19 protein-coding genes are annotated in these 18,929 nt (G+C 68.1%); 12 read left to right on the forward strand and 7 right to left on the reverse strand.

The window, feature by feature from the left end; genetic code table 11:
- The first annotated feature begins 96 nt into the window (after nt 1-96).
- Nucleotides 97-1,884 (forward strand): signal peptide peptidase SppA, encoded by a 1,788-nt coding sequence (sppA, locus tag TL10_RS03170; protein ID WP_043984457.1) that lies wholly within the window; start codon nt 97-99, stop codon nt 1,882-1,884.
- A 9-nt stretch (nt 1,885-1,893) separates the two neighbouring features.
- Here sppA and TL10_RS03175 read toward each other — a convergent pair whose 3' ends face one another.
- Genes TL10_RS03175 through TL10_RS03190 form a run of 4 tightly spaced genes read right to left on the reverse strand, consistent with a single transcriptional unit; the run spans nt 1,894 to nt 5,598 of the window.
- The gene (locus tag TL10_RS03175) at nt 1,894-2,814 is read right to left on the reverse strand and encodes a class I SAM-dependent methyltransferase (protein ID WP_043984458.1); all 921 of its coding nucleotides are present in this window, start codon (nt 2,812-2,814) and stop codon (nt 1,894-1,896) included.
- 5 nt (nt 2,815-2,819) lie between these two features.
- Nucleotides 2,820-3,731, reverse strand: coding sequence for a class I SAM-dependent methyltransferase (locus TL10_RS03180; RefSeq protein ID WP_043401790.1), 912 nt, complete (start codon nt 3,729-3,731; stop codon nt 2,820-2,822).
- Between the two features lie 14 nt (nt 3,732-3,745).
- Nucleotides 3,746-4,648, reverse strand: coding sequence for a class I SAM-dependent methyltransferase (locus TL10_RS03185; RefSeq protein WP_043984459.1), 903 nt, complete (start codon nt 4,646-4,648; stop codon nt 3,746-3,748).
- 20 nt (nt 4,649-4,668) lie between these two features.
- Nucleotides 4,669-5,598 carry a class I SAM-dependent methyltransferase gene (locus tag TL10_RS03190; protein WP_043984460.1) on the reverse strand — a complete coding sequence of 310 codons (930 nt, stop codon included), beginning with the start codon at nt 5,596-5,598 and terminating at the stop codon, nt 4,669-4,671.
- Nucleotides 5,599-5,926: 328 nt separating this feature from the next.
- Between TL10_RS03190 and secY the strand changes: the two genes are divergently transcribed.
- The 10 genes from secY to TL10_RS03240 all read left to right on the forward strand — a co-directional run bounded on the left by secY (nt 5,927) and on the right by TL10_RS03240 (nt 14,967).
- The gene (gene secY / locus TL10_RS03195; protein ID WP_043401798.1) at nt 5,927-7,249 is read left to right on the forward strand and encodes a preprotein translocase subunit SecY; all 1,323 of its coding nucleotides are present in this window, start codon (nt 5,927-5,929) and stop codon (nt 7,247-7,249) included.
- Nucleotides 7,246-7,791, forward strand: a complete 546-nt coding sequence (locus tag TL10_RS03200) for an adenylate kinase (RefSeq protein ID WP_043401800.1) — start codon at nt 7,246-7,248, stop codon at nt 7,789-7,791. The genes secY and TL10_RS03200 overlap by 4 nt, the downstream gene beginning before the upstream one ends.
- 28 nt (nt 7,792-7,819) lie before the next feature.
- Nucleotides 7,820-8,623, forward strand: coding sequence for a type I methionyl aminopeptidase (gene map, locus TL10_RS03205; RefSeq protein ID WP_043984461.1), 804 nt, complete (start codon nt 7,820-7,822; stop codon nt 8,621-8,623).
- Nucleotides 8,624-8,674: 51 nt separating this feature from the next.
- The gene (locus TL10_RS03210; RefSeq protein ID WP_043401806.1) at nt 8,675-9,199 is read left to right on the forward strand and encodes a sigma-70 family RNA polymerase sigma factor; all 525 of its coding nucleotides are present in this window, start codon (nt 8,675-8,677) and stop codon (nt 9,197-9,199) included.
- Entirely contained in the window at nt 9,196-9,924 is a 729-nt protein-coding gene (locus TL10_RS03215) for an anti-sigma factor family protein (protein ID WP_110788940.1), read from the forward strand. Before TL10_RS03210 ends, TL10_RS03215 begins: the two co-directional genes overlap by 4 nt.
- A 73-nt stretch (nt 9,925-9,997) precedes the next feature.
- Nucleotides 9,998-11,713 (forward strand): thiamine pyrophosphate-binding protein, encoded by a 1,716-nt coding sequence (locus tag TL10_RS03220; RefSeq protein WP_043984462.1) that lies wholly within the window; start codon nt 9,998-10,000, stop codon nt 11,711-11,713.
- Entirely contained in the window at nt 11,694-12,341 is a 648-nt protein-coding gene (locus TL10_RS03225; RefSeq protein WP_043401811.1) for a DUF8713 domain-containing protein, read from the forward strand. Before TL10_RS03220 ends, TL10_RS03225 begins: the two co-directional genes overlap by 20 nt.
- Nucleotides 12,338-13,369, forward strand: a complete 1,032-nt coding sequence (locus tag TL10_RS03230; RefSeq protein ID WP_043401813.1) for a 3-oxoacyl-ACP synthase III family protein — start codon at nt 12,338-12,340, stop codon at nt 13,367-13,369. The genes TL10_RS03225 and TL10_RS03230 overlap by 4 nt, the downstream gene beginning before the upstream one ends.
- Nucleotides 13,366-14,409 carry a pyridoxal phosphate-dependent aminotransferase gene (locus TL10_RS03235; RefSeq protein ID WP_043984463.1) on the forward strand — a complete coding sequence of 348 codons (1,044 nt, stop codon included), beginning with the start codon at nt 13,366-13,368 and terminating at the stop codon, nt 14,407-14,409. Before TL10_RS03230 ends, TL10_RS03235 begins: the two co-directional genes overlap by 4 nt.
- A gap of 69 nt (nt 14,410-14,478) precedes the next feature.
- Nucleotides 14,479-14,967 (forward strand): MarR family winged helix-turn-helix transcriptional regulator, encoded by a 489-nt coding sequence (locus tag TL10_RS03240; RefSeq protein ID WP_043984464.1) that lies wholly within the window; start codon nt 14,479-14,481, stop codon nt 14,965-14,967.
- A 48-nt stretch (nt 14,968-15,015) separates the two neighbouring features.
- Here the strand turns inward: TL10_RS03240 and TL10_RS03245 are convergent, their stop codons facing one another.
- A complete protein-coding gene (locus TL10_RS03245; protein WP_043401823.1) occupies nt 15,016-16,221 on the reverse strand; it encodes a GAF domain-containing sensor histidine kinase in 1,206 nt (401 codons plus the stop codon).
- Nucleotides 16,218-16,895 (reverse strand): response regulator, encoded by a 678-nt coding sequence (locus TL10_RS03250; protein WP_043984465.1) that lies wholly within the window; start codon nt 16,893-16,895, stop codon nt 16,218-16,220. Before TL10_RS03250 ends, TL10_RS03245 begins: the two co-directional genes overlap by 4 nt.
- Nucleotides 16,896-17,072: 177 nt before the next feature.
- Here TL10_RS03250 and TL10_RS03255 point away from each other — a divergent pair, with 177 nt between their 5' ends.
- The gene (locus TL10_RS03255) at nt 17,073-17,843 is read left to right on the forward strand and encodes an HAD family hydrolase (RefSeq protein WP_043984466.1); all 771 of its coding nucleotides are present in this window, start codon (nt 17,073-17,075) and stop codon (nt 17,841-17,843) included.
- A gap of 65 nt (nt 17,844-17,908) precedes the next feature.
- On the opposite strand, the gene TL10_RS03260 is transcribed toward TL10_RS03255, so the two are convergent.
- The gene (locus tag TL10_RS03260; protein WP_131630668.1) at nt 17,909-18,874 is read right to left on the reverse strand and encodes a hypothetical protein; all 966 of its coding nucleotides are present in this window, start codon (nt 18,872-18,874) and stop codon (nt 17,909-17,911) included.
- Nucleotides 18,875-18,929: the final 55 nt, after the last annotated feature.

The raw sequence follows: 18,929 nt of genomic DNA on the forward strand, positions 1-18,929 counted from the left end.
TCTCCCGTGAGCAGTCGTGAATGTCCCCGAATCGGCGGCATTCGCGGGACATTTGCGTCTGCTCGGCACTCGGCGGCGAGTCGGTAGGCTCGGAAGATGTTTGCTTTCCGGCCCAGTCTGCCCGGTCTTCCCGGCCCCGATGAGTTGCGTGCTCTTGTCCGCAAGGTCGACACCGCGCGTCACCACGGCGTGCCGAACGGCTGCGTGCTGGAACTCGACCTGCAGGCCGTGCCGCCGGAGACCGCCGGCTTCGACCCGATTGCCTTCGTCATGGGCAACTCCCGGCCCCTGGTGCTGCGCGACGCCGTCGCCGCCATCCACCGCGCGGCCGACGACAAGCGCGTGGCCGGGCTGATCGCCCGGGTCCAATTGCCCGCTGCCGCAGCCGGTCCGGTGCAGGAACTGCGCGACGCCATCGCCGCGTTCAGCGCCGTCAAACCGTCCGTGGCCTGGGCCGAGACCTACCCCGGCACCATGTCGTACTACCTGGCCTCGGCGTTCCGCGAAGTGTGGATGCAGCCGTCGGGCACGGTCGGGCTGGTGGGTTTCGCCACCAACGCGTTGTTCCTGCGCGACGCGTTCGACAAGGCGGGCATCGAGGCACAGTTCGTGGCGCGCGGTGAGTACAAGTCGGCGGCCAACATGTTCACGCAGGACCGCTACACCGAGCCGCACCGCGAGGCCGACGGCCGGCTCATCGAGAGCCTGCACGCCCAGGTGCTGGCCGCCATCGCCGCATCCCGCGACGTCGACGCCGACGAACTCGACACCCTGGTCGACCGGGCGCCGCTGCTGCGCGACGACGCGCTGGCAGCCAAGCTCGTGGACCGCATCGGTTTCCGGGACGAGGCCTATGCCCGGGTCGGTGAATTGATCGGCGGCACAGCCGAAGCCGACGGGAAGGACGCGCCGCCACGGTTGTTCCTGTCCCGGTACGCCAAGGCCACCGCCGGGCATACCCTGCCCGAGGTGCCGCCGCTGCCGGGCATCAAGCACAAGCCGACCATCGCCGTCGTCACCATGGCCGGGCCGATCGTCAGCGGTCGCGGCGGCCCGAGCGCGTTCCCGCCCGGCCCGTCGAGCGTCGGTGGCGACACCATCGCCGCGGCCCTGCGCGAAGCCGCCGCCGATGACGACGTCGCGGCCGTCGTGCTCCGCGTGGACAGCCCCGGCGGCGCGGTCACCGGTTCGGAAACCATCTGGCGTGAGGTGGTGCGGCTGCGCGAGGCCGGCACGCCCGTCGTCGCGTCGATGGGTGCGGTCGCCGCGTCGGGCGGCTACTACGTGTCGATGGCGGCCAACCACATCGTCGCCAACGCCGGCACCATCACCGGATCCATCGGCGTGGTGACGGGCAAGCTCGTCACCAAGGGCCTCAAGGAACGGCTCGGTGTCGGTTCGGATGCCGTGCGTACCAACGAGAATGCCGACGCCTGGTCCGCGAACCAGCCCTTCACCGAGGCCCAGCACGCGCACGTGGTGGCCGAGGCCGACCTGTTCTACACCGACTTCGTCGAACGCGTCGCCGACGGCCGCAACCTGCCGGTCGAGGCCGTCGAGCAGGTGGCGCGCGGCCGCATCTGGACCGGCGCCGATGCGCTGGAACACGGCCTGGTCGACGAGCTCGGCGGGCTGCGGACCGCCGTGCGCCGGGCGAAGGTGCTGGCCGGCCTCGAACCCGACGCGACCGCCAAGGTCGTCAACTACCCGGGTTCGTCGCTGCTGGACCACGTGCGGCCCAAGGCCTCATCGCAACCTGCGGCGGCGTCGTTGCCGGACGCGGTGGCGGCACTGCTCGGCCGTTCACTCGTCGGCGCGCTCGGTGCGGCCGAGCGATCGCTGACCGGGGTCAGCGCGCTCTGGCTGGGTGACTACCGCTTCTAGGCGGCGGGCTCAGCCGAGAGTGCCGCTGATGTAGATGATCTCGCGCATGGGATCGTCGCCGCCGAGATCTGCTGCCGCCAGCCCGTACCCGGCATACAGGTCGGACCGGCCGACGCCGGTCGTCTGCCAGCCCTTGGCTGCCAGATAGTCTGCGGCGGAATGCCTTTCGCCGTGGTAGACCAGCGACGGCATGTCCAAGTTCAAGCCGAGCTGCGCGAACCCCGCGGCGGCTTCACGAGCCTTGTCAGCGTCGAAATCCTTGAGCCCGGGCACGAATTCGGTGGCCACGGCGCTACCGGGTGCGCTGAGCTCGTGAATGTTGTCGAACAGCTTGTCCTGGGCCTCCGGCGGCAGGTAGATCAGCAGACCTTCGGCCAACCACGCCGTCGGCCGGCTGGGATCGAAACCGGCGGCCTGCAGCGCCGCCGGCCAGTCTTCGCGCAGATCGATCGCGACGGTCCGCCGCTGCGCGGTCGGCGCCGCGCCGAGGCCGGCCAGGGTCTGCGTCTTGAATTCGATGACGTCCGGCTGGTCGATCTCGTAGACCACGGTGCCGTCGGGCCAGGGCAGCCGGTAGGCGCGGGAGTCCAGTCCGGAGGCCAGGATGACGGCCTGCCGGATGCCGCCGTCGGTCGCCGTCAAGAGGTAGTCGTCGAAAAACCGGGTACGAACGGCCATTTCGTCGATGTTGGCCCGGGCCCGAACCGCGGCATCGGGCGCAAAGGCTTCGAGAGCGGCGAGGTCCAGTACCCCGTCGACCATGTTGGTGAACGCCTCGATCCCGACGGCGCGCACCAGCGGCGCCGCGAACGGATCGTTGATCAAACCGTGTGGGTGGGTGCTGGCAATCGCCCGCCCGGTCGCGACCAGGGTGGCCGTCGCGCCCACGCTCGATGCCAGATCCCAGCTGTCCCCGTGTGTCCGTGCCATCGCGGTTACGCCTTCCGGTTCAGGACTGCGCGGACGTACTTCAGCTGCGTCCAGGCCCGGGACAGTTCGTCGTCCGGGTACTGGAAACCGTTGTCGGTGTGCGCCTCTTCGACCGACCGCGCGGTGACGTCCCAGCCGAGTCCGGTCAGGTAGTCGGTGACGTGGTTGCGGTCGCCCTGGTAGATCAGGTCGGCGATCTCGATGTTCGAACCGAGCGCCTTCATCCGCTCACGCATCGCCTGCATCCGCTCGTCGTCGAACGCGCTGCTCAGGTCGCCGACCTGCTCGGCGGCCACGAAGCTGCCGGGTGCCGACAGCGCGGTGATGTTGTCGAACAGCCGGTCCTGGGCCTCCGGCGGCAGGTAGATCAGCAGCCCTTCGGCGATCCACGCGGTGGGCGCCGCGGGGTCGAAACCGTTGTCCCGCAGTGCCTGCATCCAGTCGTCGCGCAGGTCGACGGCGACGGTGCGCCGGGTGGCGGTGGGGGCGGCGCCCAGGTCGGCCAGGGTCGTGGACTTGAACTCGATGACCTCGGGCTGGTCCACCTCGAAGACGACGGTGCCGTCGGGCCAGGGCAGCCGGTAGGCGCGCGCATCCAGACCGGCAGCCAGGATCACCGCCTGCCGGACACCGGCGGCGGCCGCATCGAGGAACAACTGGTCGAACCAGCGGGTGCGCACCGTCATGCCCTCCGCCGCGCGGCGCGGGGTGAAGGCCGGGTTCACGTCACCGAAGTCGATCTCGCCGTCCAGCGCTTTGGTGAAGAAGTCCAGTCCGACGGCCCGGACCAGCGGCTCGGCGTACGGGTCGTCGATCAGTTGCTCGCGGTGGGCGAGGGCACGCTGCCCTGCGACCATGGTGGCGGTGGCCCCGACGCTGGAGGCCAGGTCCCAGGAATCTCCGTCAGTTCGTGTCATTTTTCTCCCAGCTCCTAGTTCTTGATGGCCGTCACGGAAAGTGAATTACGCAGTGCAGCAGTGTCTTCGGTCTCGGCGAGGGGGCGGCCGTACTCGGCGAACACTTCGAGTCGCGGGCGGGCCGTGGTGTGCCAGCCACTGGCATCCAGGTGCTCGACCACCGAGGTCCGGTCGCCCTGGTACCAGAGGTCGGTCAGGTTGAGGTCAAGGCCGGCGCCGCGCCACCGCTCGCTCATGGCCGCGCCGCGCTCACGCATGCCCGCGCCGTGGTCGGTGTGGAACTCGGTGGCCAGCCGGCTGCCGGGCGCCGACAGCGCGGTGATGTTGTCGAAGAGTTTGTCCTGTGCCTCGGGCGGCAGGTAGATCAGCAGTCCCTCGGCGATCCAGGCCGTCGGCGCCGAAGAATCGAACCCGACGGCGCGCAGTGCGGCGGGCCAGTCCTCGCGTAGATCGATCGCGACCGTGCGGCGTTCGCAGGTGGGTGTGGCCCCGATCTGAGCCATGGTCCCGGTCTTGGCGGCGATCACCTCGGGCTGGTCGATCTCGTAGACGACGGTGCCCGCCGGCCAGTCCAGCCGGTAGGCCCGCGAGTCGAGGCCGGCGGCGAGGATGACGGCCTGCCGGATGCCGGCGGCAGTCGCCGAAGTAAAGAAGTCGTCGAAGAACTTCGTCCGCACCGCCATCAGATTGGTCATCATGGCGGCGGCCGTCCCGACCTCGCCGGTGAGATCGATCTGCCCGTCGAGCAGATTGATGAAGAACTCGACGCCGACGGCCCGCACCAGCGGATCGGCATACGGATCGCTGATGAGCGGCTCCGCTTCCTTGGTGGCCAGGGCGCGGGCGGTGGCCACCATGGTCGCGGTCGCGCCCACGCTCGAGGCCAGATCCCAGGTGTCGCTGTCGGTCCGGGTCATTGGTTCACTCCTATCAGGGATCAGCGCAGCGCGGTGACGTAGTTGACCTCGCCCATCGTGGGATGGTCGCTGTCGGGGTCGACCTCGACCGGGGCCAGGCCGTTGCGGATCAGCAGGTCATTGGCGGTGATGGCGGTCGTCTGCCAGCCATGGCCCTGCAGGTAGGTGGCTACCTCGGCCCGGTCGCCCAGATAGACCAGATCGCTGAAGTCCAGGTCGAAGCCCTGCTCGCGCCAGTGCTCCGAGGCCGATTTCATGCGTTCCCGCACGGCGTCCTCGTCGAGGTCCGGCGTGGCCGGTACGCCTTCGGCGCCCATCCGGCTACCCGGTGCGGACAGCTCGGAGATCTGGTCCAGCAAGCGGTCCTGGGCCTCCGGCGGCAGGTAGCCGAACAATCCCTCGGCGATCCAGGCCGTCGGCTTGCTCGGGTCGAAACCCGCGGCCTGCAGCGCGGCCGGCCAGTCGTCGCGCAGATCGATCGCCACTGCGCGCCGCTCGGTGGTCGGCCCGGCGTTCAGTTCGGACAGGGTTCTGGTCTTGAACTCGATGACGTCGGGCTGGTCCAGTTCGTAGACGACGGTGCCCGCGGGCCAGGCCAAGCGGTAGGCCCGGGCGTCGAGGCCGGCCGCCAGGATGACGGCCTGCCGGATGCCGGCCTTGCCGGCGTCGTGGAAGAAGTCGTCGAAGAATCGGGTGCGGGCCGCCATGCCATTGGTCAGTTGCGCCATGGTCGGGCCGTAGCCGGCGCCGAACTGGGCCGGATCGGTGGCGCCGTCGACCAACTTGGTGAAGAACTCGACCCCGACGGCGCGGACCAGGGGAGCGGCGAACGGATCGTCGATGATCGGATCCTCGGAGTGGGTGGCGAGGGCGCGAGCGGCGGCCACCAGGGTCGCGGTCGCTCCCACGCTCGATGCCAGGTCCCAGGTGTCGTTGTCAGTGCGTGCCATCGCGTCATTCCTGTCGTGTGTTACCCGGCGAAAGGGCCGGTAGTTAGCTCATGTAACAACCTCTCGGCGACTGTACGCGCCCTTCCTGAACGCGGCAGAAATGCCGGGTGGCGGCAGGTTTCGACCGGTCCGGGCTGGGTGGGACGGGTCCGGCGCCGAGCGGATGCAGGTCGGGGGGACGGCAACTGTTATTCTCGGAGACTGATTTGACGGCGCGTCCAGACAGGTCGGGTACCTGCTGTTGGTCGCGCACGGAATTAACCAAACGCTGGACCTGACCAGCCCCATCAGCACGCCGCGGCCCGAGCTCGGCTGCGCAGGAGGAAGAGTGCTTTCGGCTTTTATCTCGTCCCTGCGGACGGCCGATCTGCGACGCAAGATCCTCTTCACGCTGGGTGTAGTCATCCTGTATCGGGCCGGTGCTGCATTGCCGTCCCCCGGGGTGAACTACCCGAACGTGCAGAAGTGCATCGAGCAGGTCAGTGGCGGTGACGCAGCGCAGGTCTACTCGCTGATCAACCTGTTCTCCGGCGGTGCGCTACTGCATCTATCGGTGCTGGCGGTCGGCGTGATGCCATACATCACCGCGAGCATCATCGTGCAGCTGCTGGTCGTGGTCATCCCACGCTTCGAACAGCTCCAGAAGGAAGGTCAGTCCGGTCAGGCCAAGATGACGCAGTACACGCGTTATCTCGCGATCGCGCTGGCCGTTCTGCAGGGCACTTCGATCGTCGCGATGGCCGCCAGCGGCAACCTGCTACAGGGCTGCACGCTGAACATCATCCAGGACCAGAGCATCTTCACCCTCGTGGTGATCGTGCTGGTCATGACCGCGGGCGCCGCCCTGGTCATGTGGATGGGCGAGCTGGTCACCGAGCGTGGCATCGGCAACGGCATGTCGCTGATGATCTTCGCCGGTATCGCGGCCCGTATCCCGTCCGAAGGCCAGTCCATCCTGGAGAGCCGCGGCGGCGTGGTCTTCGCGTCGGTCCTGGCCGCAACGCTGATCATCATCGTCGGTGTGGTCTTCGTCGAGCAGGGCCAGCGCCGTATCCCGGTGCAGTACGCCAAGCGCATGGTGGGACGTCGCATGTACGGCGGCACTTCTACTTACCTGCCGCTGAAGGTCAACCAGGCCGGCGTCATCCCCGTCATCTTCGCCTCGTCGCTGATCTACATCCCGCACCTGATCACCCAGCTGGTCACCGCGGGCGATCCGAACGCGTCCAACGGCTGGTGGTCCAAGGCGATCGCCAAGTACCTGACCAACCCGGCCGACCCGGTCTACATCGCGATCTACTTCGGCCTGATCATCTTCTTCACGTACTTCTACGTGTCCATCACGTTCAACCCCGATGAGCGGGCGGACGAGATGAAGAAGTTCGGTGGCTTCATCCCGGGCATCCGGCCGGGCAAGCCGACGGCGGACTACCTGCGGTACGTCCTGAGCCGGATCACGCTGCCGGGCTCGATCTACCTCGGTTTGATCGCTGTGTTGCCTAATCTGTTCCTGCAGGGCGGCGGAGGCAGCGCTCAGAACTTGCCGTTCGGCGGTACGGCCGTGCTGATCATGATTGGCGTGGGTCTGGACACGGTCAAGCAGATCGAGAGCCAGCTCATGCAGCGCAACTACGAAGGGTTCCTCAAATGAGAATGGTTCTGCTGGGACCGCCGGGAGCAGGCAAGGGCACTCAGGCCGAGAAGCTGGCCGAGAAGTTCGGCATCCCGCAGATCTCCACGGGTGATCTGTTCCGTAGCAACATCAGCAAGGGCACCCCGCTCGGTGTCGAGGCCAAGAAGTACCTCGACGCCGGTGACCTGGTCCCGGCAGAGCTGACCAACGCGCTGGTCGACGACCGTCTCGACGCCGACGACACCGCCGCCGGGTTCATCCTCGACGGGTTCCCCCGCTCGGTCGAGCAGGCCGTCGCGCTGCGCGAGATGCTGGCCAAGCGCAGCCTGAAGCTGGACGCGGTGCTGGAGTTCCGTGTGTCGGAGTCCGAGCTGCTGACCCGGCTGAAGAGCCGCGGCCGCGCCGACGACACCGAAGAGGTCATCCTCAACCGCATGAAGGTGTACCGGGACGAGACCGCCCCGCTGCTCGACTACTACCAGGACGAGCTCGTGTCGGTCGACGCCGTGGGCAGCCTGGACGAGGTTTTCGCCCGCGCCCTGCAGGCGCTCGGCGGCTAAGCCGCCGATCCGGCTGAAGTAGTTATCGATGATTGGTCTACCTCGACGCGGCCGCAAGGTCGTCCCGCAGCGCACTCCCGGCGAACTGGACGCCATGGCGGCTGCCGGCTCCCTGGTGGCGGCCGCGCTGAAAGCAGTTCGTGAGGCCGCCGCGCCCGGGGTGTCCACCCTCGACCTGGACCAGATCGCCGAGTCCGTCATCCGCGATGGCGGCGGCATCCCGTCCTTCCTGGGCTATCACGGTTTCCCGGCGACCATCTGCGCGTCGGTCAACGACCGCGTGGTGCACGGGATTCCGACCGCCGACGAGGTGCTCGCCAGCGGTGATCTGGTGTCCATCGACTGCGGCGCCATCTTGAACGACTGGCACGGCGACTCGGCGGTGACGTTCGGCGTCGGCCCGCTGATCGACGCCGACCAGAAGCTGTCCGACGCCACCCGCGAGTCCATGGAGGCGGGTATCGCCGCCATGGTGCCCGGCAACCGGCTGACCGACGTCTCGCACGCCATCGAGGTGGCCACCCGCGCCGCATCCGCCCGCTATGACCGCAAGTTCGGCATCGTCGCAGGCTACGGCGGCCACGGCATCGGCCAAGAGATGCACATGGACCCGTTCCTGCCGAACGAGGGATCGCCCGGTCGGGGCCCGTTCCTGGAACCCGGCTCGGTGCTGGCGATCGAACCGATGCTCACCTTGGGCAGCTCCAAGACGGTCATCCTCGAAGACGAGTGGACAGTGGTCACCAAGGACGGCTCTCGTGCCGCACACTGGGAACACACCGTTGCGGTCACCGAGGACGGACCCAGAATTCTGACCCTCCTGCGCGACTGATTCGGTGAACCGGATCGCCCCTGATCTCGTGTCAATGACGGAGGTTGGTGCATGAGCGATCCGGAGGCCGCCATGATGCGGGTGCTTTATGACGAGCACGCTGGCGCCCTTTGGCGTTATGCCCTGAGACTGACGCAGGACTCGGCGCGTGCCGAGGACGTCGTGCAGGAGACACTGCTGCGGGCGTGGCGGCATCCCGACGTCGTGTCCGACACCGACCAGTCCCCGCGGGCCTGGCTCTACACCGTCGCCCGCAACCTGATCATCGATGAGCAGCGCAGCGCCCGGCGCCGGCACGAAACCACCTCGTCAGAGGTGGTGGAGGCCGAGGACCGGACGGACCCGAAGGCTACCGATGAAGTGGATATCACCTTGGATCGGATGTTGCTCGGGGGCGCCCTGAGTCAGCTCTCCGTCGACCATCGCGCCGTGATCGAGCGCGCGTACTACCGGCAGTTGAGCGTCGCGCAGATTGCGGCGGAGCTTCAGATCGCCGAGGGCACAGTGAAGTCGAGGCTGCATTACGCGGTCCGGGCGCTGCGCCTGAATCTGCAGGAAATGGGGGTGACTCGGTGAGCGCACACCTGATCGAGTCCATCGGACCCTTTGACGGCGACCGGTACGAAACCTGGGACGCCGCCTACGTGCTGGGCTCGCTGTCCAGCGCGGAACGCCGCGAGTACGAGGCGCACCTGCATAACTGCGCGCGATGCCGCGATGCGGTCTCTGAGATCAGTGGCATGCCGGCCCTGCTGGGGCTACTGCAGTTGGCTGATGTGCAGGAGATCAGTGCCGAGCAACCGGAACCGCCGTTGCGCCCCGAGGTGCTCGATTCGGTGTTGGCCAAGGTGCGGTGGCGCCGGCGCCGGACCCGCTGGGTGACGACGGCAGTGGCCGGCCTGGCCGCAGCGGTACTGGCAGTCGGTGCGGTGGCCGTGGTACAGCCGGAGTTCTTCGGCGGCGGCCAGGCTCAGGAGCAGGCGCAGCAGCTGCCCATGCAGCACGTGGCACCCACTCCGTTCAACGCCACCATCGCGCTGAGCAGTTTCGGTTGGGGCACCCGGATCGACATGGCGTGCAGCTATGGCGACTGGTCCAGCGGACCGGCAGCCCCGCCGACCAACCTGGGTATGGTCGTGGTGGGCCGCGACGGCAGCCGTGCGCAGATCGCCACGTGGTTCGGTATGTCTGGAGCCACCGCGTTGCCGAGCGGTAACACGCCGATGCAGGTTTCGGAAATTGCTGCGGTACAACTGGTTTCCGCTGACAGCGGCAAGGTGCTGCTCGAGCGCAATTTGTAGATTTTCCCGGCGGCGTTGAACCATCCGGCGCTCCGCTTCGTGTCTTGGTTAGACGAGCGGAAGCAGGTGGCAGATGGTCGGCAGGCATCGGGTGGTGGATCACATCATCACGCAACTTGCGGCGTCGGGCATCGAATATTTCTTCGGTGTCGACGGGGCAAACATCGAGGACCTGTTCGACGCGGCGTTCTTGAGCGACGACATCACCGCGATCCTGGCGAAACACGAGTTCTCCGCGGCCACCATGGCCGACGGCTACAGCCGTGCGGTGTCCCGGGTCGGGGTGGTGGCCGCGACATCGGGTGGCGGATCGCTGAATCTGGTTGCGGGACTGGGTGAATCACTGGCGAGTCGAGTGCCGGTGCTGGCGTTGGTGGGGCAGGCGCCGACCGGTTTGGACGGCCGTGGCAGCTTTCAGGACACCAGTGGGCGCTCCGGGTCACTCGATGCGGTGGCGCTGTTCTCCGCGGTGTCGGTGTACTGCCGTCGCGTGACGGCACCCGAGGACATCGTGCCGGCGCTGGCGGAGGCGCTGGCCGCGGCCGACAGTGGCGGCCCGGCAGTGCTGCTACTGCCGAAGGACGTCCAGCAGGCGATGATCGACATGGTCAATCCCGTTGCTGCGGTTCAGGATTCGCTGTTGGCCGATCCCGGGCCGATCGCCGAGGTGCTGCGCCGGGCCCTGGGGCCGGTCACCATCATCGCCGGCGAGCAGGTGGCCCGCGACGACGCCCGCCGTGAACTCGAGGAGCTGCGGTCGGTGCTGCGGGCCTGGGTCGCCACGGTTCCCGATGCCAAGGATGTCAGCGGCTCTCCAGGCTTGGGCCAGTCGTCGTGGCTGGGAGTCACCGGTGTGATGGGTCATCCGCGGGTGGTCGACGCGATCTCCCGTAGCGCGGTGTGCCTGGTCGTCGGAACACGCCTGTCGGTGACGGCACGCGCTGGTCTCGACAGCGCCCTGGCCGGAGTACAGGCCGTCTCGCTCGGTGCGCAGCGGCCGTACGTCCCGACAACACACGTGAATTCGACCAACCTGCGGGCGTCACTCACGGCGCTCACGCGGTCGTTGACGGGAGCCGGCCGGCCCCACGGGATTCGGGTCCTGGATCCGTTGCCGCACACTGAACTTCAGCCACCAGTGCACGAGGGCCCCGGCATCCGGTACCGCGATACCGTCACGCTGCTCGACGAGCTGGTGCCTGATGGCGCCGACATCGTCGTCGACGCCGGCAACACCGGTGCCTCGACGGTGCACGGGCTACCGGTGCGCCGTGCCGGGCGCTTCGTGGTGGCGCTCGGGATGGGCGGCATGGGGTACAGTTTCGGCGCCGCCATCGGCATGTGCTTTGCCCGGGCGAAAACCGCTGGGCCGCAATACCGGACCGTGGTGGTGGCCGGCGACGGCTCGTTCTTCATGCACGGCATGGAATTGCACACCGCGGTGCAGTACCGGCTCCCGATCACCTTCGTGCTGTTCAACAACAACGCCCACGCCATGTGCGTCACCCGTGAGCAGTTGTTCTACGGCGACCGTTACAGCTACAACCGCTTCACACCGGCCCGGCTCGGCGCCGGTCTGGCAGCGATGTTCCCCGGCCTGCACGCAACCGACGTCACCGAGCTGCCGCAGCTGGCCGGCGCGCTGAGCGAAGCGCTCAGCCGGCATGGACCATCGGTGGTCAGCGTCGAATGTTCCGCTGACGAAATCCCCACATTCGCACCATTTCTCGATTCAGTCACCCAACAGACGCAGAAAGAGAGCTCTCAGCATGTCGCTGCCCGCGCTTGAAGACATCGCCCTACCGATCGACGGGATCACCCGCATCGAGAACGCGCCCCGGGAGAAGGCCACCCCGGTCATCATGGAGATGATGCGGTCGGTGTACCCGCACGACGTGGTCTTCGGTGAGTACTGCACCGTCAACGATTACATCGACTGCCCGCCGGAGGAATTGTTCGAGTACCTGTCGGACACCCGCAGCCTGGAGGAGTGGACCTACAGCCTGCGCGGGTTCACCGAGACCACCGAGCCCGGCCTCTGGTTGGCCTACGACCGGCTGGGCTCGGAGACCGAAATCTACACGCGCACAGTGTCGAACCGTGACGCGATGACCGTCGACTACCACTGCGCGTGGGACCAGGGCCAGCACCTCTGGATGATCTACCTGATGCGCGTCGTCGACGCGCAGACCGTGCTGAACAAGCCCGGCTCGGTGGTGCTGTGGACCAACTGCCACCACCCGTTCTACGACAAGAACCCGTACCCCGAGGCGGCGCCTGCGCAGCGGCCCGTGTGGGTCGGGGATTTCTGGGACATGTTCGGGGCGGGCCACCGCCTGGAACTGGACAACCTCAAGGCAATCGCCGAATACCGGCACCGCAACGGTCTGCCGATCACGCCGGCCTGGATGAAATGAGCGAAGAGATGCAGCAGCCTGCCGTCAGCCTTCTGGATGTCTCGACCTATCTCCCGGGCGAGCCGATCGGTGCCGACTACTACGCGCAATTCGCCGGTTCCGACGACCTGCGGGACAACCTGATGTTCCGGGCGCCGAAGTTCCGGCACCACGTGGCGCCCGACGAGACCGCCATCGACATGGTCGAGCGCGCCGCCGCGGGCATCGTGGACCGGCACGGGTCTGATGTCCTGGCCAATGTCGACGTGCTGATCACCCACACCCAGCTGCCCGACATGCCGTTCTACGGCGGTGGTGGCGGTATGGCGAATCGTCTTGGTATGAAACCGAACTGGGTGATCGACCTGCACAACGGTGGGTGTGCGGCCTTCATCCTGGGCCTGAAGCTGGCCCGGCAGTTGCTCGCGTCCGGCGAGGGACGCACGGCGCTGGTGGCGGTGGCGCAGAACGCGGCGGGTCAGGTCTTCGACCAGGCCACCATCCGGCCCAAGGCGCAGGCGTCCGTGCCCGGTGACGGTGCTGCAGTGGGACTGGTTGCGCTGTCGGATGTTTCGCCGATCCTCGACGTCGAATGCCGCACCTACGGCGAGTACGCCGGTGACATGACCATGGCCGTCGATCCGCCGCGCAAATGGTGGCAGGCGGGGCCGGGGGAGGGCTGCATCGGCTTCACCGAAAGCAAGATCACCAAGGTGCTGGCCCGCGGAAACCGTCAGGTTCCTGAGGTCGCATATGCGGTGTGCGACCGGATCGGGCTGGCGCCCAAGGACATCGGCCTATTGGTCACCAACCAGCCGAACCGGGTGTTCCTGCGGAACTGGCGTGAGGCGCTGGAGCTGCCCGCCGAGCGGCACCGGGACACGTTTGAAGAGTGCGGCAACCTGTTCGCCGCGGGCGTGCCGATCAACCTGGACCGGGCGATCGATGACGGACAGGTCAAGAAGGGCGACATCGTGATGATGGCGGCCTTCGCACACGCTGGTGACTTCGCCGGCGCGGCCGCGGTGCGGTGGGGCGGACAGCGATGACGCCCACCTGCGCGTTGACCGACGCGGTCGATTCGCTGCCCGCCGCAGTCGACCCGTTGGCATTGTCGCTCAACGAGAATCCGTTCCCGCCGCTGCCTGGGGTGCGCGCCGCGCTGACCGCGTCGATCGAGGTGGTGAACCGGTACCCGGAATTCCTGCCACAGCGGTTGCGATCGCTGATCGCCGGGCGCGTCGGCGTCGCCGACGAACAGGTGGTGGTCGGCGCCGGTGCCACGGGCGTGATCATGCAGGTGCTGCAGGCCGTCACCAAACCCGGTGACGTGATGGTGACGGCAACGCCGACGTTCGACGGCTACCCGATCTTCGCGCAGATGGCGCGATTGCGGTCGGTGACGGTGCCGCTGGACCGGCATGGGCACCACGATCTCGATGCCATGGCAGACGCTGCGGCACGGGCGCGGGTCGTGGTGGTGTGCCGGCCACACAACCCGACCGGGACCGTCGAGTCGCCCGCTGACCTGTACCGGTTCCTGGATCGAGTGCCGTCCGGCACGGTGGTTCTGCTGGACGAGGCGTATGTGGAGTTCCTGGCGCCTGACTTGTGCCTGAACATCCCCTCGCTAGTGGAGCGTTACCCCAATTTGGTTGTGGTACGCACCTTTTCGAAGGCCTACGGGCTGGCCGGGCTGCGCATCGGCTACGGCGTGTGTGCCCCGCCGCTGGCCCGTCAGCTGTGGGGCATGCAGCTGCCGTTCGGCATCGGCATCACCGGGTTGGTGGCGGTCGCCGCGTCCTACGACGCGGAAGATCAACTGCAGCAACGTATCCAGATGATCTCCGCCGAAGGGGCATTTCTGCGGGCGCGGTTGCGGTCGATGGGGGTGTACTGCACGGACAGCCACGCCAACTTCGTCTACCTGCCGAGTGGGGCGCGGGCCTGGACCTTCGGCGATGACGGCCCGCGCGTGCGCAGCTACGCCGATGGCGGCGTGCGGATCACTGTCGGGGACCGCAGGTCGTCGCGCGCGGTGCTCGCGGCCATCCGTAAAGCAGTGGACGGGACGAGCGTCGGGGGCTGACCGCGTCGGATCCGTGGCCAACTGGGCGAGCGCAGCGCCGGCGAGTATGCGGTGCGGTAAGAATGAGGCGTGAGCAGTGACCCCATCGCCCGGGCCCGGGCCAACTGGGAGCGGGCCGGCTGGGGCGACGTCGCCGACGGCATGGTCGCCGTGACGTCCGTGATGCGCGCCCACCAGATCCTGCTGGCCCGGGTCGAGACCGCGCTGCGGCCGTATGACCTGAGCTTTTCCCGCTATGAACTGCTGCGGCTGCTGGCGTTCAGCGGCAGCGGCGCACTGCCGATCACCAAGGCGTCGGACCGGCTGCAGGTGCACGTCACCAGCGTCACCCACGCGATCCGGCGGCTGGAAGCCGACGGCCTCGTCGAGCGGGTGCCGCACCCGACGGACGGCCGGACCACGCTGGTGCAACTGACCGAGGTGGGCCGCTCGACGGTCGAGGACGCCACGGTCACGCTGAACAAGGAAGTCTTCGCCGACGTCGGAATGTCCGACAGTCAGTCGGAGGCGCTGGTGACAGCCATCGAGACGCTGCGCCGCAACGCCGGAGACTTCTGATCGCGAGCAGACACAAAACTGTCGCTTTTGCCACTGAAATCGACAGTTTTATGTCTGCTCGCGCACCGTGGTGAGCGGGATGGTCGCGGTGACGATGGTCCCCGAGCCGGGCCGCGACCGGATGTTCAGCCGGCCGCCGACGATCTCGGCGCGTTCTGCCATCGACAACAACCCGTAGCCGCCCGTCTCGTCGGCGCCCAGCGGGCGCTCGAAGGTGTCGAAACCGATGCCGTTGTCGATGATCTCGAGCCGCGCATGTTCGGCGTCGGCCGCGAACTTCAGCAGCGCGTTGCTGGCGTGGGCGTGCTTCACGACGTTCTGCAGGCACTCCTGGGCGATCCGGTACAACGCCAGCTCGATGTGGTCGGGCAGCCGGACGTCGGCCAGTTCCACGTCGACGTCGAGTTGGCCGATGGACCGTGCCAGGCTCGCCAGCCCGCCGGCCAGCCCCAGGTCGTCGAGGACCGGTGGGCGCAGGTTCCCGATGGCGGCCCGGGCCTCGCCGAGGGTCAGATCCACGAGTTCGCGGGCCAACGTCAGCTGCTCGGCCGCGACGGCGGTGTCCGAGCCGACCGCCCGGCTGGCTGCATCGAGCCGGTAGGACAGGGTCACCAGCCGCTGCGAAATGCCGTCGTGGATATCACCGGCCAGGCGGCGGCGCTCGATCTCCTGGGCTTCGATGACCTGCTCGACGAAATTCTCGTGGGCGCGCTCGCGGGCCACCAGCTGGCGGTGCAGCCGGGCCTGATGCATGGCCCCGGCGATCAGCCGGCCGATGACCAGCAGCAGCTCCACGTCGCGGGCGCTGAACTCCCGGCGTTCGACGGTGTGCACGTTGAGCACGCCGACCAGCCCACCCGGGTCGGTCTCCATCGGCACCGACACCATGGACGCGAAGTCACTGCCGCGCAGCGATTCGAACGGCCGGTAGCGCGGGTCGGATTCCTTGTCGTGGCTGATCACCACGGGTTCGCGATTGCTGGCCACCCACCCCGAGACGCCTTCGCCCAGCGGTAGCCGGATCTTGCCGACCTCCTGGTCGAACGGCGGCGTGGCGCCCGTCAGGGTCAGCGACCGTTCGGTGTCGTCGAGCACGTGAACGAAGCAGACGTCGGTGCCGGTGGCCGCGGTGATCATCCGGGCGGCCGCCGCGGCCAGCGGCTCGACGCCGGGACCGCTCGAGGCGGCCTGGATCAGTTCGCGCAACAGGGCCAGTTCGCGGTCGGCGGTCAAAACCTCATTGCGCGGCGTCATCGGTAGATGCCCTCCCGCAGCGCGGTGGCCACCGCGCCCGCCCGGTCGCTGACGTCGAGCTTGCGATAGATCGCGCGCAGGTGACTCTTGACGGTCTCCTCGCCGATCACCAGCCGCGTCGCGATGCCGCGGTTGGACAGGCCGTCGACGACGAACGACAGGATCTCGCTTTCGCGCTGGGTGAGGCCCTGCCGGGCACCGGGCCAGAACTCGTCACGCTGCATGCGGGCGGCGGTGTCGGCAGCGCGCGCGGCCATGCTCGGGTCGATGGCGGTCGCGCCGCCGTGCACCAGCTCGAGCTGACGGACCAGGTCGTCACTGCTGATGCTCTTGAGCAGATACCCCGACGCGCCGACCCGAAGTGCCTGGTACAGGTACTGCTCGTCGTCGTACACCGACAGCATGACCACCTTGCGTTCCGGATCGCGTTCCCGCAGCTCACGGCACAGGTCCAGGCCGCTGGCGCCCTGCATCCGGACGTCGCACAGCACGATGTCGGGCTGCAGTTCGTCGACCACGGCGGCGGCGCGTTCGGCCCCGACGGCCTGGCCGACCACCCGTACCCGGTCGCTGAAAGCGGCCAGCATGGCCTTGAGTCCCTCGATGACCATTTCGTGGTCGTCGACCAGGATCAGCCGAACCGGCGCAGTGTCGGCTTCGGGTTCAGCCGTCATGCGCGATCCGCCTGCGGCTTCTCGCTGGTGCTCATGGCATCACCTTAGAGCGGCGATTCGGCGCTGGTCGGCAGGACCGGCTGTGGACTGCCGGAGAAAGTCCGTCGGCAATCTCGCCCGCCCAATCCCCCATTGGGGGGAGGCCCGGGGTGTGTGACGTAGGACACGCTGGTAGCCATGTCGGTGAGTTGTGTGGAGCGCACGTTCTGGTGGGATGTGGCGCGCCCGGCCCATGCCGTGATCGATCCGCTGCGTGCGGTGATCTTCGACCTGGACGGTGCGCTGGCCGATGTCGAGCGCGATGCACACCGGGTGGCGTTCAACGCCGCATTCGCCGCGCACGGGCTGGACATCTCCTGGTCGGTCGCCGAATACGGCCGGCTGGTCCGCATCGCCGACGAACAGCGTCGCGTCGCCTCGGCACTGCGCCGGCGCGGCTACGGGCGGGTCAGCACCGAGATCGCGGCCCATGTGTACCGCACCAAGACCGACCTGTTCGAGGCGTCGGTGCTCGATGGCGACGTGAGCCCGCGCAACGGCCTCGCGGATCTGGCGGCCGGGCTGTTCGGCGCCGGGATCTCGGTCGCAGTGGTGAGCACCGGTGCGCGCTCGTGGGTGGAGCCGCTGGTCCGGCAGCTGCTGGGCGACGGCATCGCCGAAACCATCGTGACGCCCGAAGATCTGCCGCATCCGACCCGTGACCCCGATCTGCACGGCCACGCGTTGTGGGAGCTGGGTCTGGGGCCGGAGAGCGCGCTGGCGGTGGCGGGCGGCGTCCGCGGTTTCCGCGCGGCACGGGCCGCCAAGCTGGCCACGCTGGTGATCACGACCGGCTATTCGGCCGGCCACGAATTCCCCGGGGCGGCCCAGGTGCGCGCAGAGTACGACGGTCTGATGGCCGCCGGATGCGAGCGCCTACACAAAAACTGGTGGTCAGCCCAGGGCTGACCACCAGTTCGTCACAACTTTTCAATTGTCGAGGCGGGGCTTCAGGCCCCGCCTCTTTCAACGGCTCAGAACCACGGCAGGCTGATCTTCGGCAGGCCGATCTTCGGGAAGATCCGCGGGTGCGGCGGGAAGCCGATCTGCGGGTGCGGGATGTCCGGCATGCCGATCTTCGGCGCCTTCGGCAAGCCGATCTCCGGGTGGGGCAGGTCTTCCGGCTTGGGGAGCTTGGGGGCACCCAGCTTGGTGAAGTCCGGCATTTCCGGCAGGCCGGCGTTCGGCAGCTTCGGCAGGCCGATACCGGGCAGCTTCGGCGCGGCCAGCGCACCGAGCGAACCGATGGCCGGTGCGCCGATGGCCGGCAGGCCGCCGAGGCTGGGGGCAGCCACTGCCGGAGCGGCCATGGCGGGAACCGAGAGTGCCGGCGCGGCGGCGGCGGAGGAGACCTTCGCGATGTCGCCGACGGCGGACAGCGTGCCGAAGGTGGCGGCGGTCGCGGCCGGAGCCACGGCGGACGCGGCGGTGGGCACCGCCGCAGCGGGCACCCCGGCAGCAGCGGCGTTCAGCAGCAGGCCACCGAGGCCGGTGACCAGGCCACCCAGGCCGGCGTCGATCACGAGGCTGGGCAGGCTCAGGCCGGGCAGGCCGAGCGACAGCGGAATCGCGACGGTGGCCTCCGGCGGCTGCATGCTCGACAGGTTGATGGGCGGGAAGCCGCCCAGGCTCCAGTCGTCGCCCCAGTCCAGGCCGTTGTCGTTGTTGCGCGCCGTCTTGCCGGTCAGACCGCCGCCCGAGCTCGAGGTCGAGCTGGAGACGGTCTTGCTGCTGGCCGTGCCGAGGTCACCCGAAGGGGTGGTGGCCGACTCGTTGTTCTTGCTGGCCTGCTGGGTCTGCGTCGGCTGCGACGGATCGGTACCCGGGTTGTTCGGGGTCACCGGACCTGGCGATGCGATGGCGATGCCGGCTCCGAAAAACGCCACAGCAATCGCCGTAGCCGAGGCCGTTGCCCCCTTGGCGGAAAATTTGAAAGTCATGCGGCGCGAATCCTCCCTGTGCGACCCACGCATCCTATGCCCTAATGCGCGCGGT

It is taken from the genome of Mycolicibacterium llatzerense (assembly GCF_000878195.1).
In the GTDB taxonomy this organism is placed as follows: Bacteria; Actinomycetota; Actinomycetes; order Mycobacteriales; family Mycobacteriaceae; genus Mycobacterium; species Mycobacterium llatzerense.

What these genes read in the sequence shown, in the direction of transcription:
- TL10_RS03210 (WP_043401806.1), top strand. Translation starts at nt 8,675, where the DNA reads ATGAGCGATCCGGAGGCCGCCATGATGCGGGTGCTTTATGACGAGCAC.
- TL10_RS03250 (WP_043984465.1), bottom strand. Translation starts at nt 16,895, where the DNA reads ATGACGGCTGAACCCGAAGCCGACACTGCGCCGGTTCGGCTGATCCTG.
- TL10_RS03220 (WP_043984462.1), top strand. Translation starts at nt 9,998, where the DNA reads ATGGTCGGCAGGCATCGGGTGGTGGATCACATCATCACGCAACTTGCG.
- TL10_RS03200 (WP_043401800.1), top strand. Translation starts at nt 7,246, where the DNA reads ATGAGAATGGTTCTGCTGGGACCGCCGGGAGCAGGCAAGGGCACTCAG.
- TL10_RS03255 (WP_043984466.1), top strand. Translation starts at nt 17,073, where the DNA reads ATGTCGGTGAGTTGTGTGGAGCGCACGTTCTGGTGGGATGTGGCGCGC.
- TL10_RS03175 (WP_043984458.1), bottom strand. Translation starts at nt 2,814, where the DNA reads ATGGCACGGACACACGGGGACAGCTGGGATCTGGCATCGAGCGTGGGC.
- TL10_RS03180 (WP_043401790.1), bottom strand. Translation starts at nt 3,731, where the DNA reads ATGACACGAACTGACGGAGATTCCTGGGACCTGGCCTCCAGCGTCGGG.
- TL10_RS03190 (WP_043984460.1), bottom strand. Translation starts at nt 5,598, where the DNA reads ATGGCACGCACTGACAACGACACCTGGGACCTGGCATCGAGCGTGGGA.
- sppA (WP_043984457.1), top strand. Translation starts at nt 97, where the DNA reads ATGTTTGCTTTCCGGCCCAGTCTGCCCGGTCTTCCCGGCCCCGATGAG.
- TL10_RS03185 (WP_043984459.1), bottom strand. Translation starts at nt 4,648, where the DNA reads ATGACCCGGACCGACAGCGACACCTGGGATCTGGCCTCGAGCGTGGGC.
- TL10_RS03235 (WP_043984463.1), top strand. Translation starts at nt 13,366, where the DNA reads ATGACGCCCACCTGCGCGTTGACCGACGCGGTCGATTCGCTGCCCGCC.
- TL10_RS03260 (WP_131630668.1), bottom strand. Translation starts at nt 18,874, where the DNA reads ATGACTTTCAAATTTTCCGCCAAGGGGGCAACGGCCTCGGCTACGGCG.
- TL10_RS03225 (WP_043401811.1), top strand. Translation starts at nt 11,694, where the DNA reads ATGTCGCTGCCCGCGCTTGAAGACATCGCCCTACCGATCGACGGGATC.
- TL10_RS03245 (WP_043401823.1), bottom strand. Translation starts at nt 16,221, where the DNA reads ATGACGCCGCGCAATGAGGTTTTGACCGCCGACCGCGAACTGGCCCTG.
- map (WP_043984461.1), top strand. Translation starts at nt 7,820, where the DNA reads ATGATTGGTCTACCTCGACGCGGCCGCAAGGTCGTCCCGCAGCGCACT.
- TL10_RS03230 (WP_043401813.1), top strand. Translation starts at nt 12,338, where the DNA reads ATGAGCGAAGAGATGCAGCAGCCTGCCGTCAGCCTTCTGGATGTCTCG.